This is a genomic window from Acidovorax sp. GW821-FHT09A11 (assembly GCF_059418365.1).
In genome coordinates, this window is sequence record NZ_JBWKPS010000006.1 from 259,542 (window position 1) to 284,980 (window position 25,439).

Sequence of the window (25,439 nt, forward strand, 5' to 3'; positions counted from 1 at the left end):
CGAGGGGGATGGCTCGGCAGTGAGGTCCGCGTCCTGGCGTTCGGATGCAGTCGCACCTGCGCTGCACAGCGTCCAATCGGCGCGCTGTAGCACTTGTCGGCCACGGGTTGGGCCTGGAGGGCTGACCGGGAAACCCCGGAGGCGCCGGTTAGTTATCTGCAGATTGGCTAGTCCATTGGCGTTGGCACGACCGTGCGTCGTTTTCGGCGTATCGAATCTCGACGTGATTTCCGCACTGCCGTAACGCGCTGAATGTCCTTTGTGCGATGCCGCAGGCATTGCGCCCATTTTGGACAGGGGCAGGATTTTTTTCGCTGGGCCCCTCGTTTCATGACGCGGACCCACGATCCGAAAGTTGTTTGTTGTATGTCTGCTCACTGCTTCACCGTTCTGAGCAGCGTTTAAATCCAAAGAGGAAATCGTGTTGAAAAGAACAAATGGTTGGAGAACCATGCATGCCTTGGTTCACAAGTTCCTGAGCGGCGTGGCCGCGATAGGTGTTGGGGGGATGCTTCTGGCAGCGCATCCGGCGCACGCCGAATTCGTCAATGGCGGGTTTGAGGGCGGCACGTTTGGCAGCGAATGGATCAAAACGACTCTGCAGAACAACGGCGTGCCCACAGTTAGTACGCACACCATCAACCCCAAATCCATCAAGGATCTGAATCTTCGGGCCAATGCTGGTGACGCGGGATATGACCCCAATCTCTATACCACCACGGGGACGGCACCAGACGCCACGGACCTGTCCGTGGTGCTGGATGCAGGTGGCGCGGGCGCTCGCAGCCAACAGGATCATCTGCTCACTGGCGCCATCCCCGCTGCCTCCTTGCGCTGGCCCTTTGCTGGCAACAACAGTGCTTTGGTGAATCTGAATCCACTTGGATCTACCCAGGCAGCGCGTCATATTGCCCGAAGTGGCAGCCCGACCCTGGGGAACCCGCCCGTGCAGTACACGAGCCATGCTTCCCGTGCCAGCTCCATTCGGCAACGCGCCCAAGTGACGGCTGCCGATGTGGACGCAGATGGCAAGGTACACGTTCGCTTCGCCATGACGCCCGTGCTTGACAACCCAGGATTGATCAAAGTGCTGGGCGGCACCGTGAGTGCTGCTTCCGGCTCCCCCATCGTCACAGGCACGGGGACCAATTTCACGGCCACGGTGAGCCCTGGAAACTATGTGCGTCTTGGCACAAACAATACGGATCGTCAGGTACTTTCCGTTGACAGTGACACGCAAATTACGCTGACCAGCAACGCCACTAACGTGACAAATGGTGCGGTATATGTTTCCAGCGTTTCCGGTGGGCATTTCTCCGAAGAACAGCCCTACTTTGCGGTCGAAGTGCGCAAGATCACGTCGGCCGTGGATTCCACCCCTGTTCCTGTGCCCGGTGCCCCCGCGAGCTCCCCTGGCCAGTTGTTCTTCACCTTCAACTTCTCCAACCAGCCAGGGACCATGTGGCATGACACCACGAACAACACCCGGAACTACGCCTATTCGGAATTCATCACTTTTGACATAGCCCCCGGCAATGCCAAACTGCAGGTGGGCGACTGGATCGAGCTTGAACTGGTGGCGGCGGGTTGCTCTCCTGGCGGGCACGAAGGCCATGTGCATGTGGACAGCTTTAGCTTCAGGCTCCCCGACGTGTTGTGGGTGAGCGTCTCTGGCCCCGTGTCTGTCAGCAGCGCCAATGGCACTCAGATCACCTACACCTATACCTACACCAACAAGACCAGCGACCCAGTGAGCAACGCCACTGTGACGCCGGTGATGCCGCAAGACAATTCGGCCGTCCCTCAGAACGTGACCTACGTGTCTTCCAGCGGAGGAAACTGCACGCCGGCTTCTGGTGGCGCCACTGCCACACCGCCAACGCCAGGCGGCTCCCTGAGTTGCAACGTGGGTACGTTGGCGCCGGGGCAGTCAGGGTCTTTTACTGTCACCGTAGTTGTTCCCGATGGGGCAATGGGGCCCATCAACAACGGGAACTACACCATCGCGGGTGACGCGGTCGATCCGCTTCCCGGCCCCATGTGGAAAACGGATCTGGTCAGCCCTTCGACGCTCAGCGACATGGACGTGGATGCCGTGACTCTGAACCTGCCACCAACTGCCAATGTAGGCACGCTTTACACCGGCTCGTATACCTGCACCAACAAGGGGGCTGCTGCCGCGGATGTTGCAACATGCGATGCCGCAAACCTGCCCGCAGGCGTGGGCGTCTCGGCATGTACCGTCAGCCCGGCCAATACGCCCTGGACCCAGCCAGGTACCGTGCCTTCCGGAGAGACTGTGACATGTCAAGTTTCTGGAACACCCACCACAACGGGTAGCGTGACCGTGCATGTGACCACCGGGGCCGACAACGATCCGAATACGCTGAACAATGAACGTACCGCCATCATCGCCATCGCTGGTGTCCTACCTACGCCTGACATGGCGATCGACTTGGCAGGTATTCCGCCCTCAGGGACAGTTGGTGTGCCCTACAGCGGTAGCTTCACATGCCAGAACATCGGTGCCGCCACGGCGCTCACCGGCACCACCTGCGCCGTGGGAGGGCTCCCGGCAGGGGTGAACCAAGGGGCCTGCAGCATCAGCACAGGCGGCGCCTGGATCGCCGGAAACGCCGTACCTGCGGGGGCCTTCGTCACCTGTGCGGTGAGCGGCACGCCAACCAGCTCTGGTGGTTTGACCGTGAACGGCACCACCGGCGCCACGGGCGACATCAATGTCGGCAACAACACAGCATCGAAGCCTGTGTCTATGACGACGGCCCCGGATGTACTGGTGGATGTGAGCGGGTTGCCTGCCACCGCAAGAGTGGGTGTCTCTTACACAGGGAGCTACACCTGCACCAACGCTGGTTCTGCCGATGCGGTGGCCGGCACGAGTTGCTCTGTCGCCGGTCTGCCTCCGGGCCTGTCCACGAGCTCCTGCACGGTCAGCCCTGGGGCCTCGGCATGGGTCGCAGGGAACGCCATTCCCCAAGGCCAGACGGTGACATGCCAGGTGAGCGGCACCCCCACGACCTTGGGGACGGCTACCGCCAACGGCACAACGGGTGCAGCAGGCGACGGTGATACATCCAACAATACGCAGTCGCGCGTCATCGCCGTAGAAGCGGCCAATGCTCCGGCATCGATTCCCACGCTCTCGGAATGGGGACTTGTCATGCTGTCCAGCTTGATGGTCATGATGGGCCTGATCCGTCGCAAGCGCGCGCTCTTCCCGTAGTAAATGGATTGCGCTAGGCGGTCGTGATGGTGTCCACCAAACGATACCGGTGGACACCATGACGCGTTCAAGCTGCAACTCCTTTTCAATTGCGAAATATGTCGCCCAACTGCGCGTCCTCACTTCGGTCGGCTGCGCGGACGTCCGCTGTTGCCACGGCAGGCACGGTGCGAACCCGACAAGCAATGTGCGCAGACCGCATAGGGCCGCGCCAAGCAGTCACACGGGCGCGCTGCCGGTGGATGCCCGTCAGCTGAGGCATATGCGCGTGAACGCAACGCGCGGGCACGCCATCCGGTTGCGTCCATTGCAGCGGCTTTTCATGGTGACGCTGCCAGGGCCAGATCAAGGCGCAGCGGACAGCAGTTCGCGAGGAGGCTGCCAGCCCGGCAGTTGCTGGATTCGACGCAGCCAGGCACGCACGTGTGGCGGAACATCGAGCCCCACGTCATCCGCCCAGAACAGGTAGCCGCAGAGCGCGCAATCAGCGACCGACAGTTGCTCGTCGAGGATGAATGCGCGTCCGTCGCTCAGCTCGGCCTCAAGCCGCGCTATGTCGCGCTGATAGCGCGCCAGCAGCCATTCCGGTGTGCCGCCGGGATACTCCTGCGGGGCAAACTGGCGGGCAAACCGAACATGTGGCAGCGACAGGCCGAGACGATTGGCTTCCCAGAACAGCCATTCGCGCACACGCGCCATGCGCTGCGGGCTCTCGCCACCCAGGCGCTGCAGGCGCGCTGCCAGCAGGCACAGAATGGCGTTGGACTGCACGAAACTCTCCGCTCCCCACACCAGGAGCGGTACCTCATTGAAACGCGCCAGGCTGCGAAATGGCTCTGGTCGTTGTTCAGGCGGCACAAAGATGTCGATATGGACATAGTCATGCTCAACCTGCCCAAACACCAATGCCAGGCGCACCTTGTTGCTATGGCCAGATTCACGGTTGCCGTAGAGGGTGATGCCGGTTGGTGTGAGCGGGGGCGTCATATCGGGTTCCTGGGAGGTATCCATCTGGGAGTCATTCTCTGTAGAGAGCATACGAGACGACCCCGTCATGCCGGATGCGGCATGTGGGCGCCGTCAGGACCACATGATTGGACCGTTCACCGTTCACCACTCATCGCAATTGGCATTGAATGCGAGTCGGCAAAAAGCCGCGCAAGCGCATCGATCAACTCGGGCCCATGGCCCACCGAGCCCCCCGGAGCGGCACCGCAGACGGCTTCCATCACCGTCGTGGTGCCCGCCAGACCGAAGCCGTCGGAAACGGGCCTGCGAGCACCGTGCATGCTGACAGGATGCCGGTTTCCTTGCTGTCTTGCGGAAATGCCGGCCAGGGACCTCACCCAGATCAACTCGGTGCCTGCGGGTCCATCTCAGCCCTTGCGAAGCCGCAGGGCATTGGTGATCACCGAGGCAGAACTCAGGCTCATCGCCAGGGCCGCGATCATCGGCGACAGCAGCCAGCCGGTGAAGGGATACAGCAGTCCTGCCGCAATCGGTATGCCCAGCGCGTTGTAGAGGAAGGCGAACATGAGGTTCTGCTTCATGTTGCCCACCGTCGCCTCGGACAGTTCCCGCGCTGTGGAAATACCCCGCAGATCGCCCTTGACCAAGGTGACCTGTGCGCTGTTCATCGCCACGTCGGTGCCGGTGCCCATCGCGATCCCCACATCCGCCTTGGCAAGGGCGGGCGCGTCGTTGATCCCGTCCCCCGCCATGGCGACAACACGGCCTTCGGCCTGCAGCCGCGACACCAGGGCCAGCTTGTCCGCAGGCTTGACCTCGCCATGGACCTCATCAATCCCCAGCTTGGCCCCCACCGCCTTGGCGGTGGTCATGCCGTCGCCCGTGGCCATGACAATGCGCAGCCCCGCCGCATGCAAGGTCGCCAGCGCTTCCGGCGTGCTGGCCTTGATGGCATCCGAGACCGCCAGCAGGCCTTGAAGCTGGCCATCGGCCGCCAGGTACATCACGCTGGCGCCTGTGGCGCGCAAGGCCTCTGCCTGCGCAAGCAGCGGATCCGCAGAAACCCCCACCTGCTCCATGAGGACCGTGTTTCCCAGGGCGATCTGGCGCCCGCCGACCCGTCCGCGCACGCCGATGCCCGACCCGGACTCGAAGTCCTCGGGCTTGTCCAGGGCCAGCCCCTTGGCGCGGGCCGCCTGGACAATGGCGTCGGCCAGCGGGTGCTCGCTGCCTTGGTCCAGGCTGGCAGCTAGGCGCAACACTTCGTCGTTGGATATGCCGGGCATGGCCACCACACGCTCGAAGGAGGGTTTGCCCTCTGTGAGCGTGCCAGTCTTGTCCACGATCAGCGTGTCCACCTTGCGCAGGTTTTCGATGGCTGCCGCGTCCCTGAACAGCACCCCACGGGTCGCCCCCCGGCCCGTGGCCACCATGATGGACATGGGTGTTGCCAAGCCCAACGCGCAGGGACACGCGATGATCAGCACGGCCACGGCATTGACCAGGCCATAGACCCACCGTGGCTCAGGACCGAACAGGCCCCACGCGAAGAGCGTGAGCAACGCGATACCGACCACGGCCACCACGAAGTACCCCGCCACCTGGTCCGCCATGCGCTGCATGGGGGCCCGTGAGCGCTGTGCCTGGGCCACCATCTGAACGATCTGGGACAGCATGGTGGCGGAGCCGACCCGCTCCGACCGGATCACGAGCGCTCCGTTGGTATTGAGCGTGGCACCGATGACCGCATCCCCGGGCCCTTTGACGATGGGCACCGGCTCGCCAGTGAGCATGGCTTCGTCCACGGCGCTGCTCCCCTCGACGACCACGCCATCCACCGGCACCTTCTCCCCGGGGCGCACGCGCAGCAGGTCACCCACATGGACGTGGGACAGCGGCACGTCGCTCTCCTGGCCGTTGGCGTCGATGCGCCGCGCCGTCTTGGGTGCCAGGCCCAACAGCGATTTGATGGCGGCCGAGGTCTGGGAGCGCGCTTTCAGCTCCAGCATCTGGCCGAGGAGCGTGAGCGAGATGATGACGGCTGCAGCTTCGAAATACACCGCCACGCGCCCCATGGCCTGGAACGAGGCGGGAAACACCCCCGGCGCAACGGTCGCGACCACGCTGTAGACGAAAGCGGCACCGGTGCCCAGGCTGATCAGCGTCCACATATTGGGGCTGCGGTTCACGACCGACTGCGCACCGCGCACGAAGAAGGGCCAGCCCGCCCACAGGACGATGGGTACCGTGAGGACCAGCTCAATCCAGCTCTGAGTCGCCATCTCGAACCACTGCAACCGGTGCCCAAGCATCGCCAGGACAGCGACCACTACTGTGAGAGGCAGCGTCCACCAGAAGCGATGCCGGAAATCCACGAGTTCCGCGTTTTCTCCCTCATCGAGCGTAGGCAGCATGGGCTCCAGTGTCATGCCGCACTTGGGGCAGTTCCCCGGGTGGTCCTGCTGCACCTCCGGGTGCATGGGACAGGTGTAGATCGTGCCGGGTTGCGCCGCTGCGGGCTTGGGCTGAGGGGCACGGTCGCTCCGCGGCGTAGACAGGAATTTTTGCGGCGCTTCCACAAAGCGTGTTTTGCACTTGACGCTGCAAAAGTAGTAGCGATGTCCTTCGTGCTCTGCCGAGTGATGCGACTGGTCCGTCACCTCCATGCCGCAGACTGGATCTTTCAACCCTGTTGATGGCGCAGGTGAATGCCCGTGATGGTCTTCGCGGTGTTGGTGTCCGTGGACCACATGATCGTGCGGTGCTGCAGCTGGCATGGATGGCCTCCCTATCGATGTGTTGAAAGTCTGCCGAGGTTATTTTTTGTCCGATTCCTCTCCAGGCGCTGTGTGGTGGGTTCGTTGTTCATGGCGTTCTCCAAGAAGTCCTCAAGATGGTGCGAGACCTTGTTGGAACGTTAAGGCTTGACACGGTGGGAATGTCAAGCGCCCACAGCGGCCGCCCTTGAGATCCAGTTCATGGTGATCGATGAGGGCTGCAAGACGGTCGTCAGCGCCATGGAGCCTGCCAGGCAAGCCGGTGCGTGAGGCCGCGCCGCACAAGAAGGACCTGCCACGGTCGGCCACCATCGCGGCACAAGGCGATGGTTCCATGGTCCCACCCGCGGCCTGGTTCAGTGCCCCCCTCGATGTACGTGGACACCTCGCATCCACGTCATGAGATCCAGATGACTGTTCGTCGGCGCGTGGGTCGCTTCAAGGTGTGTTCTGGACGCCTTGGCTCCGCGCCGAGTGGGCTTGACGAAACTGGCGTTGTGGTTGGGCTTCGACGGACTGTCCGCCGCCAGGTTGTCCAGGATTGCGCAATGCGCATGGTCGTCGCCAGCGCACACAGAAACCAACTGCTCCAACGCCGATTTCATCTCGACAATCTCCCGCAGCTTCTCCTCCAGATCCGCCAGATGGCGCTCGGCAATCGCTTTCACCTGCCGACTGGTGCGGTGCGTGTCGCCCCATTGGCCGATCAACTCCGCAATCTGTGGCATGGAGAATCCGAGGCGGCGCGACTGCCGGATGAAACGCAGTACCGAAACTTCGCGCTCACCGTACTTTCGATAGCCAGACTCGCTGCGCTCGGCTTCTGGCAACAATCCTGTTTGCTCGTAGTGGCGGATCATCTTGGCCGATACGCCTGCCGCCTTGGCTGCATCGCCGATGTTCATGAGTGTGGTCATGGATGCTCCTGTGCAATGGAATAACCCGGTAGCCAGGACTTTCCTCCTTGCCACCGTGTCAATGTCAAGCTCCCCGGACGTTCCTTTTTTTGTCCGGACCGAATCAGGCGGGTGGGTATCCGGCCTCGGTCAGTGCCTCGGCCAGTGTCTTGCGGTCTTCCGCGCTTTGCACCGTGACCATCCGCCTGGACATGTCCACCCGCACCTTGCAGTCAGGGTCTGCCATCTGCAGCGTCTGGTTCACCATCCCCGCACAGTGTCCGCAGGTCATGTCGGGAAGTTGGAATTCGTGCATTTTTCACCTCTGGGGAAAAGTTAAGAGGTGCCCAGTCTCCGGTTTGCCACAGGGGCAAGGTCAAGTGGCCGGATGGTGGCCTGTCCAAGACATGCTGACTCGTTTGCGTCTCCCACCGTGTCAACCCTGAAAGTCCGGGCTGTGCCGGATACCGCCGGAGTTGAACACCACTTGGAGATTGTCATGAATACCCCCGTGAATGAAGCGGCCTCGTCCGCCGCCCTGTCGAGCGCACACCTGAATCTCCCGATTCTGGGCATGACCTGCGGCTCCTGCGTTGGGCGGGTTGAAAAGGCACTGAAAGCCGTACCCGGTGTCCGCGAGGTGACCGTGAACATTGCCACGGAGCGCGCCACCGTGGTGGCCGCCGCCACGGTGGCAGTCACTGCTCTGGCTGCGGCCGTGCAAAAGGCGGGATACGCAGTGGCGGAGGAATCCATGGAGTTGTTGATCGGCGGGATGACGTGCGCTTCGTGCGTTGGACGTGTCGAAAAGGCGCTGAAGGCCGTGCCTGGCGTGAAGCATGCCGAAGTCAATCTGGCCACCGAGCGTGCGCAGATTCGTTTCGATGCAGGCTTGCCACCCGAACGTCTGGTAGCCGCCGTTGCAAAGGCGGGCTATGAGGCCCAGATGGTGGATGCGAGCACTCCGGCTGAACCCGCGAATCAGTCTGCGCCTTGGTGGCCGGTCGCGCTGGCGGGGGGCCTGTCCGTTCCTCTGGTGTTGCCCATGGTCGGCATGCTGTTCGGCCAGGACTGGACACTCAACGGCTGGATTCAACTCGCCTTGGCCACGCCAGTGCAGTTCTGGCTGGGAGCGCGGTTTTACCGTGCCGGCTGGAAGGCGCTGCGTGCAGGGGCAGGAAACATGGATCTGCTGGTGGCGCTGGGTACGTCGGCCGGGTACGGCTTGAGCCTGTATCTGTTGTTCAAGCACGCCGAGCACGGCACCCCCCACCTGTATTTTGAAGCCTCCGCAGTCATCGTCACGCTTGTCCTTCTGGGGAAGTGGCTGGAGGCCCGGGCCAAGCGGCAAACCACCGAGGCCATCCGGGCGCTGCATGCGCTGCGCCCGGAGATTGCGCGCGTGCGCACTGATGCCGGTGACATCGATCTACCGCTTTCACGTGTGAAAGTAGGTGATACGGTGGTTGTTCGTCCAGGGGAAAGAGTCCCGGTGGATGGCGCCGTGATCGAAGGCGCCAGCCAGGTGGATGAGTCATTGATCACCGGGGAGAGCCTGCCCGTGGCGAAGCACGTCGGTGACAAGATGACGGGGGGCGCAGTGAACGCGGAAGGCTTGCTGCTGGTGCGCACCACCGCCATTGGCGCTGAGTCAACCCTGTCGCGCATCGTGCGCATGGTCGAGTCGGCACAGGCCAAGAAGGCTCCCATCCAGCGGATAGTGGATGAAGTGAGTGCGGTCTTTGTGCCCGTGGTGCTCGGCCTTGCTGCCATCACACTGATGGGCTGGGGCTTCGCCACTGGCCACTGGGAGCAGGCGATCCTCAATGCCGTCGCGGTACTTGTCATTGCGTGCCCTTGTGCGCTCGGCTTGGCGACTCCCACCGCGATCATGGCGGGCACCGGTGTAGCAGCACGCCACGGTATTCTGATCAAGGATGCCGAAGCACTTGAAGTTGCCCACCGCATCGACACCGTGGCGTTCGACAAGACCGGCACCCTGACCGAGGGCAAGCCCACCTTGACGGCAGCGATACCCGCCGAAGGCCACCAGGATCAGCTGCTGCCGTTTGCGGCTGCCATTCAGAACGGCAGCGAGCATCCGCTGGCGAAGGCGGTGATGGATGCAGCGCGCATCCAGGGCGTGATCGTGCCTCGGGCCACCGAGGTCACTGCCGTGCCTGGCAGAGGTATGTCTGCTGTCGTCAAAGGACTCCAGATCCGCCTGGGAAGCACGCGTTACATGGATGAGCTAGGCGTCAACACGGCCAGCCTGACGGTGACCGCCGCACAGATGCAGCACGAAGGCCGCACTGTGTCCTGGTTGGCCGACGTGACCGATGCGCCGGAAGTGGTGGGACTCTTGGCGTTTGGAGACACCGTCAAGCCCAGCTCCCAACAGGCCATTGCCCAACTGCACAGCCTGGGCATCCAGACCGTCCTGGTCACCGGGGACAACAAGGGAAGCGCAGGCGCGGTGGCCCGCGCCTTGGGCATCGATCAGGTTCGCGCCGATGTGCTGCCGGAAGGCAAGGCGGATATCGTGACCCAGCTCAAGGCCGGTGGCAGACAGGTGGCGATGGTGGGTGACGGGATCAACGACGCGCCCGCTCTGGCGGCTGCAAACGTGGGAATTGCCATGTCCACGGGCACGGACGTGGCCATGCATGCGGCGGGGATCACGCTCATGCGCGGAGACCCTGCGCTGATCGCGGATGCCATCGATATCTCCCGGCGTACCTACGCAAAGATCCGTCAGAACCTGTTCTGGGCATTCGCGTACAACGTGGTCGGGATTCCCCTGGCGGCATTGGGACTGCTGAATCCCATGGTGGCCGGAGCTGCCATGGCCCTGAGCAGCGTGAGTGTGGTGACCAACGCTCTCATGCTACGGTCCTGGAAGAAGTGAGGAACGACCACGGCAGAAAAAGAACCGCAGGCGCAGAGCCACCCCACCCTCGGTGCCTGTCCATCAGATATCGATCCGCCCGGAGTTCTCCCAGGCATCGCCCCCTCATGCCGAGGTAGCGCATGGTCGATTCCAGCCTGGAGTGCCCTGCACCGACAAGTGACTACTTATCTCTCGCTCAGTTTAGATATGCGTCGTTTGAGAGCCCAAACGACGAAAGCACAACGATTGAAAACCTGCAGCAAGGCTCTTGAGCATCGTGGGACGCTAGGAGGAGCCCAATTGCACCAGCGCGTTTTGGAGGGCTGTTCTGAACCTCGGGTCCATCACCGCCCCCACGTTATAGCGTGACCATGGCGAGGTCGCGGAGGTGTCAACGCTGAAAATCCTGCCCGGAGCCAACCGGATGTTGTGTGGGCGCAGCGAATCTGCAAGGGTCATCGAATCATCCACCCCGGGCATGGATACCCACAGGTAGAGGGACTGGGCGTTCTTTGCGAAGATGTTCGCTCCTACAGATTCGAACAGCGCGCGCGCACCCTCCGTCGCTTCGCCCAGCCGACTGCGCAACCGGGTCAGGTGTCGTTGATAGTGGCCTTCGCTCAACATGACATCGACGGTCCGTTCGCAATACTCAGAACTGCTCACGTGGATCAGCGCTTTCAGATCGGCAAGGTCACTGGCCAAATCCGCGCCGCAAGCAATAAAGCCCACGCGCAGTGCGGCCGAGAACGATTTTGAGAAGCTGCCGATGTAGATCGTGCGCTCGAGTTGGTCCAGAGAAGCCAGGCGTGGCGACGAGGTCGGCTTGAAGTCCGCAAGCGGATCGTTCTCAACGATCAGCAGGTCGTATTTCTGTGCCAGCTGCAGAACGCGAAATGCCTTTGCCGCGGACAGGTCCGAGCCTGTCGGGTTGTGTGCGAGCGACTGCGTAAAGAAGAGCCTGGGCCGCTGGGTGATCAACAACTGCTCCAGGGCCTCCAGGTCCGGTCCATCGTGCAGGCGTGGCACGCCCAGCACCTCGGCACTGGCCATCTTCAACTTGCCGAACAAAGGGTAGTAGCCAGGGTCATCCACCAGAACCTTGCCGCCGGGCGGCACGAAGTAGCGAATAACGATGTCCATCGCCTCATTGGCACCGTGCGTCAGTACGATCTGCCGCGGTTCGGCGCCGATCCCAAAGTCCGCGAGTTTGCGCACCAAATGCTCACGCAGCGGCGCGTACCCGAAGCGGCTGCCATAGCGGAACAGGGAGCCCAGCCCCGTGCGCACGACTTTCTGGTGGTACTTGTCCAGCCTCACATCCGAAAGCCATTCGACTGGCGGGAAGCCATCGGCGATTGCCAAGGCGCCCGGCTCGTTCTTGAGCTGCTCACGCATCAGCCAGACGATGTCCATGGCTCGCCCCAAGCTTCCCGCCTCGTCATCGGCCGCCCTGGAAGGCGGTTTGTCGACCACGAAGTACCCAGCACCGCGGCGGGGTTCAATCAGCCCACGCGAAACGAGCAATTCAAATGCGGTGACCACCGTGTTCTTGGCGTACTTGTGGAGTTCGGCCATCTCACGCAGCGAGGGCAATTTGTCGCCGACCTTGTAGGCACCGTCGCGGATCTGCCGCTCGATGTCGTCGGCGACCGCGACGGGCAAGGTAACCGATCTGGGGCGACGTGTCTGGGAGCTTCCTTCAACTGTCATTGATCAACTATGACACATCGCCGGTCCTTGCTCGGAAAGCAAACTGTTTGGCAAAACTGTACCTTCACTATTTGGTACGGCGGTTTTAAAGTTTGCCCATACCGTATCCACCACCCAGTAGACACCCAATGGTCGATTCACGACTCCCCAATTTCCGCTCACTCACCCCTGCGCAGCGCCTGGAACATGTCGCACGCATCACCAACCTGTCCGAGGGAGACGTCGCGCTCATCAACCAGCCCGGCGCGCTCAGCGTCGAACGTGCCAACGGCATGGTGGAGAACGTCATCGGAACATTCGAACTTCCGTTCGGCATCGGCGGCAACTTCCAGATCAACGGTCGCGATGTCCTGGTGCCGATGGTGGTCGAAGAGCCTTCCGTCGTGGCCGCGGCCTCGTTCATGGCCAAGCTGGCCCGCGACTGCGGCGGCTTCGAAACCTCCAGCACGGGACCGCTGATGCGTGCCCAGGTGCAGGTCATTGGCATCACCGACCCCTATGGCGCCCGCCTGGCGCTCCTGAAGCACCGTGACGAGATCCTGGACGTCGCCAACAGCCGCGACAAGGTCCTCATCGGCCTGGGCGGCGGCTGCCGCGACATCGAGATCCACGTGTTCCCCGACACGGCCCGCGGTCCCATGGTCGTCATGCACCTGATCGTCGACGTGCGCGACGCGATGGGTGCCAACACCGTCAACACCATGGCCGAATCGGTTTCGCCCCTGGTCGAGAAGCTCACGGGCGGCACCGTGCGGCTGCGCATCCTGTCCAACCTGGCCGACCTGCGTCTGTCACGCGCCCGCGTGCGGCTCACGCCCGAAACACTCAGAACCAAAGAGCGCAGCGGCGAAGAGATCATCGAAGGCGTGCTCGATGCCTACACCTTCGCAGCCATCGACCCGTACCGCGCGGCCACGCACAACAAAGGCATCATGAACGGCATAGATCCCGTCATCGTTGCCACCGGCAACGACTGGCGCGCGGTCGAGGCCGGCGCCCATGCCTACGCCTGCCGAAACGGCCGCTACACCTCGCTGACGACCTGGGAGAAAGACACCCAGGGCGCGCTGGTCGGCACCATCGAAATGCCCATGCCCGTGGGCCTGGTGGGCGGCGCGACCAAGACACACCCGCTGGCCCGGTTGTCGCTCAAGATCATGGGCGTCAGGTCGGCGCAGGAGCTGGGCGAGGTGGCCGTCGCGGTGGGCCTGGCCCAGAACCTCGGAGCGCTGCGCGCCCTGGCCACCGAAGGGATCCAACGCGGCCATATGGCCCTGCACGCACGCAACATCGCGCTGGTCGCAGGGGCAACGGGTGACGAGATCGAAGTCGTTGCCAGGCGCATGGCCGCGGAGCACGACGTACGCACCGACCGGGCGGTCGTCTTGCTTGAAGAGCTGCGCCAAAACTAAGACCGCCGCCATTGCCGGCGGGGCGGCTGATTCCGCCGGCCTCGAAGCCAGCCAGACCGTTCACCCATCTCATAACTTGGAGACTATCGACATGACACAACCTCAGGTCAAGCGCCGCACCGTGCTCGGTTCCCTCGGCGCCACGATGTTGTCAACGTGGGCGTGCCCCACGCTCGCACAGGGTGCTGTGTTCCCCCACCGTCCGATCAAGATCATCGTCCCCTGGGCTGCGGGGGGCGGCGGCGATGTGATCGTGCGCCTCATGGGCACGAGTCTTCAGAAGCGGCTCGGCCAGGCCGTCGTGGTTGACAACCGCCCCGGCGCCGTCGGAACCATCGGTAGCGTCGCGGCAGCGCGCAGCCCGGCCGACGGCTACACGCTCGTCTACGGCGGCATGGAGTCGCACACCATCGCGCCCCATGCGATGAAGAAGGCACCTTACGACCCCAAGAAGGAATTTGTTGCCATTGCGCCGCTGGGCTTCTTCCCTGCGGCCCTGGTCGTGAGCGCTTCACACCCAGCCAAGAACCTGAACCAGTTCCTGCAGATGGCCAAGGATGCCAAGACCCCGATGAGCTTCGGCTCGTGGAGCACCGCCACGTCCGGACACCTCATGATGGAGGCCCTGAAGGTGGCCAAGAGCGTCGATCTCCTGCATGTGCCCTACAACGGCACCGCGCCCCTGCTCAATGCCCAGCTGTCTCAACAGGTCGATTGTTCCATCAACGTCCTGTCGACCGTGGAACCCCACATCCGCAGCGGTACGCTGCGCCTGCTGGCGGTTTCAATGCCCCAACGCCTGCCGGAGTTTCCGGACGTCCCGACCCTGAAAGAAATCGGTCTCAATGTCGAACGGGGACCATGGGTGGGAATTTTCGGCCCGGCCGGAATGCCGGAAGACGTCATCTCGCGCGTGCACGAGGCAGTCGACGCCACCCTCAGGGAGCCAGCCATCGTCGAGCAGACCAAGAAGATGTTCTTCGTCGTCGAGCACATGGATCAGCGCGCGTACCAGAACTTCTATTTCAGCGAGATCGATCGCTGGGGCCAGTACGTCAAGACGGCCAGGGTGGCCATCGAGTGACCGTGTTGGCGTCGCTTGACGGCACGACGCTGACCGGACGGGCGACCTGCACCGCCTGGGCTTCGACCGGGTTGTTGCCCGGTCAGGAGAAAGGGTGTGCGCTCCAGGCCGGCCATGCCCGAAAAACGGGGCGCCCGTCGCTGCAGGCTGCGGCTTGCTGAAGCGCCCCGAGGCCGGTCATTCTCGCGTCTATCGGCGTGCGCCTGGCTTACCACCGGCGCACCAAAAAAAGCCACGGGACGCGAGGCTTGCCCGCGTCAAATCAATCTCGTCTCTCGCTCCCAGAAAGGCGCTCGCAGCTTCTTCTTGTCGATTTTTCCAAAGGGGGTCGTTGGCAGCGCATCTGCGAAGATGATTTGCTTCGGTGCAATCAGCGGCCCCTTGCGTTCCCGCACGTAGGCGATCAGGTCAGCTGCCTCGGCTTCAGCCCCGTCCCGCAACACGACGAACGCCGCGACGGCTTCACCCCACGTGGCATGGGGCACGCCGATCACGGCGGCGGATGCGACAGCGGCATGCGCGGCCAGAACATCCTCGACCTCCCGCGGATAGACGTTCGAGCCCCCTGACACGATCATGTCCTTCTTGCGGTCCACAATCGACAGGCGGCCATGCGGATCGGAAAAACCGATGTCCCCGGTGTGCAACCACTCGCCAGCCAGTGCTTGCCGGGTGGCTTCCGGCTGCTCGAGATAGCCTTGCATCACCGACGGGCTTCGCACGCAGATCTCACCGATTTCGCCCGCCGCCAGCGGCTGATTGCTGTCGTCGAGAATCGCGATTTCGGCCGTCGCCATGGGGTAGCCACACGCTGCCAGGGATGCAGGATCGTCCAGATCATGATCCTTGCGGCGCAAGATCGCGATGGGGGTGCATTCTGTCTGCGCATAGACCTGGGAAAAGACCGGGCCGATGCGTTGAATCGCTTCCCTCAGGCGGTCCGGCGAAATGACGGACCCCGCATAGACCACGAGCTCGAGGCTGTCCAGGTCGAACTCCTCGAGTGGCGCATCCAGAAGCTTGTAGATCATCGTGGGCACCATCAGGGTTGCACTGATGCGCTCGCGCTGGATGATCTCCAGTACCTGGCCTGCGTCGAACTTCTTTATCAAATGGACAGTGCCGCCACGCATCAGCGTCGGTGCAATCAACTGTCCTGTGACATGGCTGATCAACGCGATCGCCAAATATTGCACGCCATCGGGCAGCTCCAGTTCACTGTTCATGGCGATGGACATCAGCGCGACCTGACCTGCCTCGCGCACGATGGCCTTCTGGCGGCCGGTCGTGCCCCCGGTGAAATTCAACGTGCCGATGTCGGTCGCGATCGCCCGCTCGACCGGTTCGACCTGTTCATGCCGGGCGACAAGCGCCAGAAGATCGGCACCGGGTCCAGCCTCTCCCACGTGGAACACGGAAACGCCCGGGAGCGCCTCGGCGAGTTCATGGGCTCGCGTTGTGAATCCATCCGTGTCGATGATCAGGACGGTAGCACCCACGTCGCGGATCTGGGACACCTGGGAGTCCAGCGAACTGAGCGGGTGCAACCAGCTGGTGGCAGCGCCGAGCCCCTGTGCCGCGACGGACGCGCACCAGGTCTCGTACCTGTTTTCCGTCAGCAATGCGACGCGCGCGCCCCGGCGCATGCCGTGCGAACTCAGCACCGCCTGAACTTTCCCCATGAAATCGATGGCGTCTTGATAGAGAACTGCCAATTCGCCCTGGCGGAAGGCTGTGCGGCCCGGGTACTTGCGCAAGGCACGCAGCACCAACGAGAAGAAGGTGGGGGGGTGATGCAGTTTCATATGGCTAAAAATCCCGATTGGTTCTCAGTCCAGCTTGATCTTGCTGTGCGAGATCAACTCGGCCCAAAGTGCCTGCTCGCGCCCGAGATACTGCGCAAACGCGTCCCTCGATCCACCCACGGGCTCCAGCCCCAGGGCCTCGAGACTGCGCTTGCGGAATCCCGGGTCGGCGAGAACCTTGTTGACTGCGAGATTGACGCGCTCCAAGACCGCCGGGGGCGTGCCGGCAGGAGCGGTCAGCCCGATCCAGTTCTCGCCGGAGAAAGCGAATTTCTGTTCGCTGATCGTCTGCACGCCAGGGAAGAAGTCGGACCGCTTTTCACCCATCACGGCGATCGCGCGCAGCCTTCCGGTTTCGATGTACGGGGCCACTGCGACGTGCGCCAACATCGCGGACTGCACGTCACCCGCCAACAAGGCCTGCATCAACGGCGCCGAGCCGTTGTACGGCACGTGGGTCAGCTGGGTTCCAAACACACGGTTGTACTCGGTCAAGAACACGTGCGAGGTGCTGCCCGTTCCGAAAGTCCCCCAGTTGACCTTCCCGGGATTCGCCTTGTCCAGTGCAGCCAGTTCGCTGAGGTTCTTCGCGCCGACGCCGGAGGAGACCACGATCGCCGCCACCATGTTCGCCATGCGGACCACGGGAACCAGGTCAGTCTTCGGGCTATAGGGCAGCTTCGAGTACAGCTGTGGATTGAGCGACATGATGTCGCCGTTGCTGATGCAAAGCGTGTAGCCGTCGGCGGAGGCCTTCGCACACCGCGTCGTCCCGATGATCCCATTCGCGCCGGCCCGGTTATCGATCACCACAGGCTGCCCAAGCTCCTTGCTGAGCGCCTCCGCCATCGGCCGAGCGAAGTTGTCCAGCACGCCTCCCGGCGGGTACGGCACGACCAGTTGCACCGGCTTCGATGGCCACGCCTGGGAAAATCCACTCTGAAGCGTCAAAGCGAGTACAGCAGCTATCGCGACCTTCACGCCATTTTTGATACACATATTCGTCTCCAATTTTGAAGTTGTCAGCAGGCGCACGTGTCCGCCAGACCCGCATATTCGCGAGGCGACGGCCTCCTGGCAATTCACTATTGGAAAACAGCAGTTTCGCCCTGCTTAACCCCCGTAACGTATCAACTCACGGTGCTCTGGCTATCGCGTGCATCCGCGCGCAGCATCTCGACGAATTCACGTGCGAACGGTGGCAGTTCCTCCAATCCTCTGATGCAGATGTACTGGGGTCGAATCGACCACTCGTCCTCCAGGCTCACGATGCGGATGTTCATCGACTTCGCATGGCGTGCGGCTGGCAGATGGGTGAGCACGCCGACGCCGATCCGTGCCTGAACCATCCGGCACAGTGCTTCGAAATTGCCGACTTGGGCTCGCAGATTGATGTGTCGCCTGAGCATTTCAGCCTGCTGGAGCAAGAAGTTGTGAAGCGTGCTCGATTGGGAAAGTCCGACGTGGTCAAAATCCAGCGTCTCGGCAAAAGAAACAGAACGCCGCTCGGCCAGAGGATGTCCTGCCGGCACAGCGAGCACCATGTGATCGGTGCGATAGGGAAGAATCTCCAGACCAGTTGTGCCAACGTCTTCGAGGATCACGCCGACATCAACCACCCCTTCCGCAACCGCTCGAACGATGTCGCTTGAAAGGCGTTCCCGCAAGTCGATGCTGGTTCCGGGCCGACTTGCGAGGAACTGCTCGATCACAGGCGGCAGAAATTCACTGATGGCAGTGGTGCTGGCCATGATCCGCAAGCGCCCATCGATGCCGTCGGAGATATCAAGCATCTCGGCACGCAACAGCTCGACCTGCTCCATGATCAGCCGCGCGTGCTTGATCATCGCCTGGCCCGCGGCCGTGAGCGTCAGCCCCTTGCTGGTCCGGTTGATCAGGCGCGTGGCCACCGATTGTTCAAGTTGCTTGATCCGATTGCTCGCAGCAGGCAGCGAGATGTGGACCTGTTCGGCAGCGCGCGTGAGGCTGTTGGTGTCGGCGATGCGCACCATCAGGCGAAGGTCGGCGAGATCGAAGTGGACAGAGCGCCTGGGCATGCCCTGTGGCCGCTCCTGGGGGCGGTCTAGCATGTGGATGACCAAATGCCGTCTTCGACATCCGGCCGCCTGCACTTTTCCATGCTGAAAGTCACCTTTCGTATTGTTGAATAGACGAGCGCCTGTGCAGCGGCGATGCTCGGGGACCGACAAATGATTGGTCCCGACATCATGCATTCCACCCCCGGCATCAACAAGACTCCCCTGCCCGTTTCACCCCTGGGCCGACTGAAGATCGCGATCACGATCGACGACATGCTGCTGCTTCGAGGGGTGCCAATGGCTCCCAGGCACAGTGTGCCATCAAACATTCGCGCGATCATCTCCGCCTTGAAGTCGCATGGCGTGGCCGGGGTTTACCAGTTCTCCAACACCGCCCCGATCGAAGACGACGCGAACTTGCTGGAGGTTTTCGACACGTGGGTCGAGAGTGGCCATCATGTGGCCAACCACACGCACAACCACCCACCGCTCAACTGGTTGGACGCAGACACTTACGCCCGCGATATCGAAGAGGCAGAAAAGTACCTTGGCCGCTACATCAACCAGGCGCCAAGGCGCTGCTTCCGGTTCTGCATGGATCTGTGGGGCGACACCGCGTGCAAGTGCGGAGCCATCCTGGACAGGCTCGAGGACATGGGCTACACGCCGGTCCCGGTCAGCATCGGCTTCCACGACATACGTTGGAATGCGGCGTACTGCCGGGTATTGAAACGCGGTTCGCCCGAGGAGGCGGCGCAGATACGTCGTGCCTATGTGGCCAGCGCGCTGCACGAGTTGCGTGTTCACGCGGCAAACGCGAGGGCGGTGTTCGGCCGCGACCCGATCCACATCTGGCTGATCCATGGCACGTCCATTGCCGCGGACTGCCTGGAGGAAATCCTGGACTGCTTTCGGGCCGCAGCAGTCGATTTTGTTTCGCTGGATGACGCCATGGGCGACCCCATGAACGCCGAGGTTCCTCCACGGATCAGTCCGGAATTCATCTTCCAGGTCGAGAAATGGGCACTTTCGCTGGGCGTCCCCGTCAGCGACCCCATCCCGTCAATCCTCGACGACATCGAAAAACTGCATCCCGCACCGGGCGAAATGCAGGCTGAGATCACCTTGCGGATGCGTGAGCACATCGCATCCGCCACGGGAGCCAAGATACAGCCGATCCCTCTTTACCCCAACCAGCAGCACTAACACAGCAGCCACTTCCATGCAGCCCACATTCTTCGACCCCCACACATACGACGGCGTGCGCTACGAGCACTTCACGCAGGACATCGTGAACATCGCGATGTCGCGACCGGCCGTGCGCAACGCGCAGAACATGGAGATGACGTACGCGCTGAATGCAGCGTTCGACCGCGCCGCGCAGGATGACGCAGTGAAGGTCATCATCCTCTCAGGGGACGGCGATCACTTTTCGGCCGGCCATGACATGGGCGGCGACCACAACAGAACCTGGCGTGACTTCCGCACGGTGGGCACCTGGGCTGCATTCGACGGCCCGGGCGTCGAAGGCCTCTATGGAAGGGAAAAGGAGATCTACCTGGAGATGTGTGAACGCTGGCGCAACCTCGCCAAGCCGACGATCGCGGTGGTGCAAGGGTCTTGCGTGGCCGGCGGTCTCATGCTTGCCTGGTGCTGCGACATGATCGTCGCGGCTGACGATGCCCGGTTTCGCGATCCAACGCTCGAGTTTGGCGTCGCAGGCGTCGAGTTCTTCATGCATCCGTGGGAACTGGGTTCCCGCAAGGCAAAGGAATGGCTGATGACCGGTGACTGGCTGACCGCTCAAGATGCAAAGCAATGCGGGATGGTCAATCAGGTTTTCCCGGCGGGTGCGTTGATGGAAAGCGCGCTGAACCTCGCCAAGAAGATCGCCAACAAGGGGAGTTTCGTCCTCAAGGCAGTCAAGGAATCCGTGAACCATGCACAGGACGTCGGAGCGCGTCGCAATGCCATGATGCACGCATTCGGGCTGCACCAACTTTCGCACCACCACAACAAGCAGCAGTGGGGATTGCTGGTGGACACTCAAGGAATCCATCCGGCTCTTCGCGAGAAAATCCGCGTCCGGTTCAATCTGCAGGCACTGCCTGGCACCGGCGACAACCGGAAATCCTGACCATTGAACGTGCCTTGAACTTGATCCCGACGCCCTGCCGCCGACGCAGGCGCCGGACCATCTGTTGCGAACGCAGCAATGGCCTCAAGGGCGAGGCGGTGGTGCTTTTCGTCCTTGGGGCCGTTCAGTTGCTGCATGCGCGCACCAAGCCAGTGGCCGCCATCTACTCCTGCAACGCTTGACTGGCTGGACGGCAGGACGGCACTGCGGCATGCCGTCTTCCTCGAGCCACCGGGGTAACTACCGGACGGGATCAATTGCGATTCACCGGGCGTGGCGGCTTTGTGTGGTGAGCACCTCCTCTAGCCCACTGTGGCGTAGGCGAGGTCCTTGGGGGTCTTCACCAATACCTCCGGTTCATCACCGACCACTACCGTGTCATCGAGCCTGAAACCGCCCAGGCCATACACATAGAGACCGGGCTCTGATGAGTACACCTCGTCGGCCAGCAGCGCACGCGTATTGAAAGCCATGTCCTCGGGGTACTCATGCAGCATCAGGCCCACGGCATGTCCCGTGCGATGGAACACGTGGTCGGCCAGTCCGGCCTTCTCGATCACCGCCAGCGCCGCAGCGTCCATGTCGCACACGCGCCTGCCCGGGCGCGCGGCGGCGACGGCGGCATCGGTCGCGGCGCGCGCGGTCTCGAAGCATTGCACCTGCTGCGCGCTCGGCGCGCCGCAGAACCAGGTGCGTTCGTTCTCCACGTAGTAGCCATTCAAGCGCGGCAGCACGAAGTTGACGATGGTGTCGCCCGGTGCAATGCGGGCGCCGCATGAAGCGCCATCGCCGTGCGGCGAGGCCGAGGCGGGGCCGGTCAACGTCCAGCACTTCATGACTTCGAAATCCTCGCCGGGGAACCGCCTCGCGGCTTCCTCTGCCATCAACGCGGCCACGGTGTGATCCACTACCTGGACCAGGGCGCCGGCCTTGTAGAGCTCGCGGTAGCGGTCCTGCGCCCAGTCCGTCAAACTGCCGAGTTCTCGCATGATCTGCAGTTCCTCGGCATGCTTGACCCATCGCAGCGCACGCATCTCGCCGTGGGAGGGGCGCACCACCAGCTCAGGCAAATGGCGCTGCGCCAGCGCCAGCACCGGGTGCGGGAGATCCACCGCTAGCCGCGCACCGGCCAAGCCGTTCGAGTGCAGCAGGCCGGCCACCACCTCGGGCAATTGCGCTGGCAAGGGCAGCCTGTTCGTGATGCGGGGGTGCTCGCTGTAGTAGTGAATGCGGTCAGCGTCCAGCCACAAGCTCTGCTTTTCCAGGCAAAAGCGCAGGTGGTGGGTGGAGAGTTCGTTCATCACCGCGAACGGTGCGCCGTGGCGCGGCACAAAAAGGAACACCGGGCGCTCCCAGGGCCAGACGTCAAGCTGGAAGTTGCTCGCATACTGAAAGAAATCCGCAGTGGTGAAAACCAACGCATCAACGCGCAAGCGGTCCATCAGGGCCTGCATGGCTTGCGTACGGGCGTCGCGCACGGTGGTGGTGAGGCGGGGCATGGCGTTCTTTTCCTTCTTCGGGTTGCTCGCTTATTGCGCGATGTCGAGTTTCTTGATGAATGGCCCCCAGGCTGCAGCGTCACGCTGCATCAGCCGCTCGACCTCGGAGGCAGGCGCCGAGATCGGCTCCAGCGTCTGCGCGGCCAGGCGCTCGCGCACCTCAGGGGTCTGGATCGCTTTGTTTATCTCAGTGTTGAGCCTCTGCACGATGGCCGGTGGCGTGCCTGTCTTGGCAACGATCGAGTACCAGCCCGGCACAGCTACGTCATAGCCAAGCTCCTTGAAGGTAGGCACATTTGGAAATGCATCCATGCGCTTGTCACCTGTCACGGCCAGCGCCAACAGCTTGCCGGTGCGCACCAGCTCCGTAATGCCGCCGGGCACGGTCGTCATGACCGGCGTGTCGCCAGCCATCAGGCTGGTGGTGGCGCCCGCGCCGTTGAACGGCACATGCTGTAGCTTCATGCCGCTGCGCTCGGCCACGAGTTCCATCGACAGATGGGTCGAGTTGCCGATGCCTGCCGATGCATAGCTGATCTGGCCCGGTGCTTCCTTGGCCTTTTTCACCAGCTCGGTAAAGCTGCGCACCTGCAGCGTGGGCGAGGCCAGCGTGACGAACTGCGTGTTGGCAAACACGGCCACCCCGGCGAAGTCGCGCGCAGGGTTGTAGCTCAGACGCTGATAGAGATAGGGATTCCAGGCCAGGTTGGACACCCCAGCGAGAAAAAGCGTGTAGCCGTCGGCCGGCTGTCCCACGGTGTAGCTCGCAGCAACACTGCCATTTGCGCCGGGCCGGTTCTCCACCACCACGCTCTGGCCCAGGCCCTTGCCGAGCTGCTCGGCCAGGGTGCGCGCCAGCACGTCATTGCCCGATCCTGCGGCCTGGGGAACGATGAGCTTGATCGGCCGCACAGGCCAGGTCTGCGACCACGCTGGCAGCGCCAGCAAAACGCCCAAGGCGACGAGCACTTTCAACCCCGGACGACGGTTCAACGGCTTCATCATCAGCCCCTTTCAAAGAGTATGTACCGCTTGGTACAGGTTGCAATGAACCGCATGGTACAGAAATCAAGGGAAAGCGCAAGTGCAAAAAAAAGCGCCCGAGCCAGAAGGCGCGGGCGCTAAGCAGAAGGCGGTCCGGGTGGCAGTCAGTCAGTCAGGATGAGGCGGCTGCGCGATGAGTTGGGCGAAGTACTTGAGGGCAGCAGTGGTCTCCTTGCGGTCCCCTGTCGCCAGCAGGTCCAGCATCAGGCCACGAAATGTCGCAAGCTGCAGCCTCGCACGCAGCCGGGCCTCTTTCGGGCGCAGACCCAGTTGGTGGATCATCTGGCGTTCCAGGGGTTCCAGCCAACTTGCCACTACGTCCTGTAGGAAATCCGCATGGCGCTCAGGGTTTCGCACTGCTCGGCCATAAAGCTCGAACAGCAGTTGCATCACGGGCAAGTAGCTCTCGGTCGAGAAGCGGTCCCATGCGCGCTCGATGTTGCCTGCCATGCCGAGGTCGTTGCCCAGGATCTCACGGCGCTTGGCCACCTCGTCGCGGCGGATTTCGTGTAGCACACGCTCCCAGAAATGATCGGCCGAACCGAAGTAGTAGATGAGCATGCGGTGGCTGGTACCAAGGTGCGGTGCGATGGCCCGCAATGACCAGTCCCCGAAGCCATGCGTCAGCACATGCTGACCCGCCGCAGCCAGCAACTGACGGGCTTGTTCGCCATCGCGCCTGGAAGGCGGTGTCGCGTTACTCCCGGAATCTTTGGGAGCTTTTCCGGGCTGTGCATTGGCAGTGTGCGAAGGGGGCGTCGTCATGCAGCGCATTTTCGCAGCACGATGGCCACTCTCCTCGTCCGAGTGTTCGCGTTCGCATGCGATCAACCTTGAACGGTGGACCTCCGCTATTGCAGGGAGGCCCAAGGCGCTGCCTGGTAGATTGCCCGTTGAGCGCATAAAGCTGTCGTATGTCAGATGGGGCACAAGCGGCTGCAACCAGCCTGAAGCAGCCCATCCGACTCCCCGCAGACCTTTGCGATCTTGACCCCAAAAGCGCCTCAACCGAGGCGCTTGGCATTTCGCGACACGGAATTCTTCCGACGGACTTTATGGTTGGAATCAACCCGTATGCGGGCCAATGAAAGTCGATAACAGGACCCCATCATCCATGCGGCTTTTTCCATGGTTGATCAAATGGGTTGTTGTCCTAGAGTCGGAAACACCGCCGAGTTCACCTTCGCACTTGTGCGGCACGCAATCACAGCGGTCAGAGTTCCACCAGGAATGCGGCAAGGAAGCAAGGATTCGCGCACCGGCACGGACAGGTGGCGCCTTACCTGATATGGAGCCGGTCGACGAGATAGGCTACGCCATCTGTGGTGTACTTCTCGACCACACGGCGGAGCCTGGACTCGGGCTCGAAAGCTTCATGAGCCTTCGCGACACTGGCGAGCCAAGCGGAAATGACCCCTGTGGGAGGTACAGGCTCCGCCCAGAGTCTCTCGCGCCGTGCCGTCGACACCGTCCAGTTCAGCACCGAACGCATCCCTGAAGCCTTATCCAGGTCTTGCAGTTCAGACCACAACGCATTGCGCGTCTCTGGCTGCGCATGGAACGGAATGAGCACCTTGGTGCATTGCTCTTGAGGTTCGTCGCCCTGCTCCTCCACAACGCACAACGTCCAACCCCTGAGGAATTGCGGCTCGTCGGCCGGAATGAACTTGGCCCCTACAACTGACGCTTGGGCCTGCCGCATGGCCTCGGCGTCGGAGAAAGACAGTTCGACGACACCATCCACGGTGAAGGCCGGCTCACCATCGCTCGCCCACAAAACCTTGTCCACCCGGTTGTGCGTGTATTTGACAATTCCATTCATCCCGAGTGCAAGCTGCGCATGAGGCCCCGCCCAATATGCACGGAAGTCACTCGTGGCCATCCCTTCCCTCTTGGCCAGAAGCGTCATACGTTTCATCATCTGAAGCCC

General features: G+C 62.4%; 18 protein-coding genes. 6 read left to right on the forward strand and 12 right to left on the reverse strand.

Annotation, left to right across the window (positions count from 1 at the left end; all coding sequences use genetic code 11):
• Positions 1-451: 451 nt before the first annotated feature.
• Positions 452-3,244, forward strand: a complete 2,793-nt coding sequence (locus AC07PV_RS17575) for an IPTL-CTERM sorting domain-containing protein (protein WP_494630916.1) — start codon at positions 452-454, stop codon at positions 3,242-3,244.
• 345 nt (positions 3,245-3,589) lie between these two features.
• On the opposite strand, the gene AC07PV_RS17580 is transcribed toward AC07PV_RS17575, so the two are convergent.
• From AC07PV_RS17580 to AC07PV_RS17595, 4 genes are all read right to left on the reverse strand, one after another.
• Positions 3,590-4,255 carry a glutathione S-transferase family protein gene (locus AC07PV_RS17580; RefSeq protein ID WP_494630918.1) on the reverse strand — a complete coding sequence of 222 codons (666 nt, stop codon included), beginning with the start codon at positions 4,253-4,255 and terminating at the stop codon, positions 3,590-3,592.
• Positions 4,256-4,620: 365 nt separating this feature from the next.
• Positions 4,621-6,879: a heavy metal translocating P-type ATPase gene (locus AC07PV_RS17585; RefSeq protein ID WP_370628512.1), complete on the reverse strand. Its 2,259-nt coding sequence runs from the start codon at positions 6,877-6,879 to the stop codon at positions 4,621-4,623.
• Between the two features lie 467 nt (positions 6,880-7,346).
• Positions 7,347-7,907 carry a Cu(I)-responsive transcriptional regulator gene (gene cueR / locus AC07PV_RS17590; protein ID WP_369643419.1) on the reverse strand — a complete coding sequence of 187 codons (561 nt, stop codon included), beginning with the start codon at positions 7,905-7,907 and terminating at the stop codon, positions 7,347-7,349.
• A gap of 103 nt (positions 7,908-8,010) precedes the next feature.
• The gene (locus AC07PV_RS17595; RefSeq protein WP_218296197.1) at positions 8,011-8,202 is read right to left on the reverse strand and encodes a heavy-metal-associated domain-containing protein; all 192 of its coding nucleotides are present in this window, start codon (positions 8,200-8,202) and stop codon (positions 8,011-8,013) included.
• Positions 8,203-8,385: 183 nt separating this feature from the next.
• On the opposite strand from AC07PV_RS17595, the gene AC07PV_RS17600 reads away from it, so the two are divergent.
• On the forward strand, positions 8,386-10,794 hold the full coding sequence (locus AC07PV_RS17600; RefSeq protein WP_494630919.1) for a heavy metal translocating P-type ATPase: 2,409 nt from the start codon (positions 8,386-8,388) through the stop codon (positions 10,792-10,794).
• Between the two features lie 267 nt (positions 10,795-11,061).
• On the opposite strand, the gene AC07PV_RS17605 is transcribed toward AC07PV_RS17600, so the two are convergent.
• Positions 11,062-12,489 (reverse strand): aminotransferase-like domain-containing protein, encoded by a 1,428-nt coding sequence (locus AC07PV_RS17605; RefSeq protein WP_218296199.1) that lies wholly within the window; start codon positions 12,487-12,489, stop codon positions 11,062-11,064.
• A 128-nt stretch (positions 12,490-12,617) separates the two neighbouring features.
• Between AC07PV_RS17605 and AC07PV_RS17610 the strand changes: the two genes are divergently transcribed.
• Both AC07PV_RS17610 and AC07PV_RS17615 read left to right on the forward strand, forming a co-directional pair.
• Entirely contained in the window at positions 12,618-13,901 is a 1,284-nt protein-coding gene (locus AC07PV_RS17610; protein WP_218339795.1) for a hydroxymethylglutaryl-CoA reductase, degradative, read from the forward strand.
• Between the two features lie 91 nt (positions 13,902-13,992).
• Positions 13,993-14,985, forward strand: a complete 993-nt coding sequence (locus tag AC07PV_RS17615; RefSeq protein ID WP_492253916.1) for a Bug family tripartite tricarboxylate transporter substrate binding protein — start codon at positions 13,993-13,995, stop codon at positions 14,983-14,985.
• Between the two features lie 257 nt (positions 14,986-15,242).
• Here the strand turns inward: AC07PV_RS17615 and AC07PV_RS17620 are convergent, their stop codons facing one another.
• The 3 genes from AC07PV_RS17620 to AC07PV_RS17630 all read right to left on the reverse strand — a co-directional run bounded on the left by AC07PV_RS17620 (position 15,243) and on the right by AC07PV_RS17630 (position 18,847).
• Positions 15,243-16,790, reverse strand: coding sequence for an AMP-binding protein (locus AC07PV_RS17620; RefSeq protein ID WP_218339796.1), 1,548 nt, complete (start codon positions 16,788-16,790; stop codon positions 15,243-15,245).
• Positions 16,791-16,814: 24 nt separating this feature from the next.
• Positions 16,815-17,789, reverse strand: coding sequence for a Bug family tripartite tricarboxylate transporter substrate binding protein (locus AC07PV_RS17625; RefSeq protein ID WP_218366903.1), 975 nt, complete (start codon positions 17,787-17,789; stop codon positions 16,815-16,817).
• A 131-nt stretch (positions 17,790-17,920) separates the two neighbouring features.
• Positions 17,921-18,847 carry a LysR family transcriptional regulator gene (locus AC07PV_RS17630; RefSeq protein ID WP_218296204.1) on the reverse strand — a complete coding sequence of 309 codons (927 nt, stop codon included), beginning with the start codon at positions 18,845-18,847 and terminating at the stop codon, positions 17,921-17,923.
• 171 nt (positions 18,848-19,018) lie between these two features.
• Between AC07PV_RS17630 and AC07PV_RS17635 the strand changes: the two genes are divergently transcribed.
• Both AC07PV_RS17635 and AC07PV_RS17640 read left to right on the forward strand, forming a co-directional pair.
• Positions 19,019-20,035, forward strand: coding sequence for a polysaccharide deacetylase family protein (locus AC07PV_RS17635; protein ID WP_492253917.1), 1,017 nt, complete (start codon positions 19,019-19,021; stop codon positions 20,033-20,035).
• Between the two features lie 16 nt (positions 20,036-20,051).
• Positions 20,052-20,966: an enoyl-CoA hydratase gene (locus AC07PV_RS17640; protein ID WP_492253918.1), complete on the forward strand. Its 915-nt coding sequence runs from the start codon at positions 20,052-20,054 to the stop codon at positions 20,964-20,966.
• A gap of 302 nt (positions 20,967-21,268) precedes the next feature.
• Here the strand turns inward: AC07PV_RS17640 and AC07PV_RS17645 are convergent, their stop codons facing one another.
• The 4 genes from AC07PV_RS17645 to AC07PV_RS17660 form a co-directional block, all read right to left on the reverse strand.
• Positions 21,269-22,465 (reverse strand): M24 family metallopeptidase, encoded by a 1,197-nt coding sequence (locus AC07PV_RS17645; RefSeq protein WP_494630921.1) that lies wholly within the window; start codon positions 22,463-22,465, stop codon positions 21,269-21,271.
• Positions 22,466-22,495: 30 nt separating this feature from the next.
• On the reverse strand, positions 22,496-23,467 hold the full coding sequence (locus AC07PV_RS17650; protein WP_494630922.1) for a Bug family tripartite tricarboxylate transporter substrate binding protein: 972 nt from the start codon (positions 23,465-23,467) through the stop codon (positions 22,496-22,498).
• Between the two features lie 150 nt (positions 23,468-23,617).
• The gene (locus AC07PV_RS17655; protein ID WP_255594777.1) at positions 23,618-24,070 is read right to left on the reverse strand and encodes a TetR/AcrR family transcriptional regulator; all 453 of its coding nucleotides are present in this window, start codon (positions 24,068-24,070) and stop codon (positions 23,618-23,620) included.
• Positions 24,071-24,788: 718 nt separating this feature from the next.
• The gene (locus AC07PV_RS17660) at positions 24,789-25,430 is read right to left on the reverse strand and encodes an EthD domain-containing protein (protein ID WP_494630923.1); all 642 of its coding nucleotides are present in this window, start codon (positions 25,428-25,430) and stop codon (positions 24,789-24,791) included.
• Positions 25,431-25,439: the final 9 nt, after the last annotated feature.

Excerpts from the sequence above, each read along its gene's own strand:
- AC07PV_RS17575 (WP_494630916.1), top strand. The coding sequence starts at position 452 with ATGCATGCCTTGGTTCACAAGTTCCTGAGCGGCGTGGCCGCGATAGGT.
- AC07PV_RS17580 (WP_494630918.1), bottom strand. The coding sequence starts at position 4,255 with ATGGATACCTCCCAGGAACCCGATATGACGCCCCCGCTCACACCAACC.
- AC07PV_RS17585 (WP_370628512.1), bottom strand. The coding sequence starts at position 6,879 with ATGGAGGTGACGGACCAGTCGCATCACTCGGCAGAGCACGAAGGACAT.
- cueR (WP_369643419.1), bottom strand. The coding sequence starts at position 7,907 with ATGACCACACTCATGAACATCGGCGATGCAGCCAAGGCGGCAGGCGTA.
- AC07PV_RS17595 (WP_218296197.1), bottom strand. The coding sequence starts at position 8,202 with ATGCACGAATTCCAACTTCCCGACATGACCTGCGGACACTGTGCGGGG.
- AC07PV_RS17600 (WP_494630919.1), top strand. The coding sequence starts at position 8,386 with ATGAATACCCCCGTGAATGAAGCGGCCTCGTCCGCCGCCCTGTCGAGC.
- AC07PV_RS17605 (WP_218296199.1), bottom strand. The coding sequence starts at position 12,489 with ATGACAGTTGAAGGAAGCTCCCAGACACGTCGCCCCAGATCGGTTACC.
- AC07PV_RS17610 (WP_218339795.1), top strand. The coding sequence starts at position 12,618 with ATGGTCGATTCACGACTCCCCAATTTCCGCTCACTCACCCCTGCGCAG.
- AC07PV_RS17615 (WP_492253916.1), top strand. The coding sequence starts at position 13,993 with ATGACACAACCTCAGGTCAAGCGCCGCACCGTGCTCGGTTCCCTCGGC.
- AC07PV_RS17620 (WP_218339796.1), bottom strand. The coding sequence starts at position 16,790 with ATGAAACTGCATCACCCCCCCACCTTCTTCTCGTTGGTGCTGCGTGCC.
- AC07PV_RS17625 (WP_218366903.1), bottom strand. The coding sequence starts at position 17,789 with ATGTGTATCAAAAATGGCGTGAAGGTCGCGATAGCTGCTGTACTCGCT.
- AC07PV_RS17630 (WP_218296204.1), bottom strand. The coding sequence starts at position 18,847 with ATGCCCAGGCGCTCTGTCCACTTCGATCTCGCCGACCTTCGCCTGATG.
- AC07PV_RS17635 (WP_492253917.1), top strand. The coding sequence starts at position 19,019 with ATGCATTCCACCCCCGGCATCAACAAGACTCCCCTGCCCGTTTCACCC.
- AC07PV_RS17640 (WP_492253918.1), top strand. The coding sequence starts at position 20,052 with ATGCAGCCCACATTCTTCGACCCCCACACATACGACGGCGTGCGCTAC.
- AC07PV_RS17645 (WP_494630921.1), bottom strand. The coding sequence starts at position 22,465 with ATGCCCCGCCTCACCACCACCGTGCGCGACGCCCGTACGCAAGCCATG.
- AC07PV_RS17650 (WP_494630922.1), bottom strand. The coding sequence starts at position 23,467 with ATGAAGCCGTTGAACCGTCGTCCGGGGTTGAAAGTGCTCGTCGCCTTG.
- AC07PV_RS17655 (WP_255594777.1), bottom strand. The coding sequence starts at position 24,070 with ATGCTCATCTACTACTTCGGTTCGGCCGATCATTTCTGGGAGCGTGTG.
- AC07PV_RS17660 (WP_494630923.1), bottom strand. The coding sequence starts at position 25,430 with ATGATGAAACGTATGACGCTTCTGGCCAAGAGGGAAGGGATGGCCACG.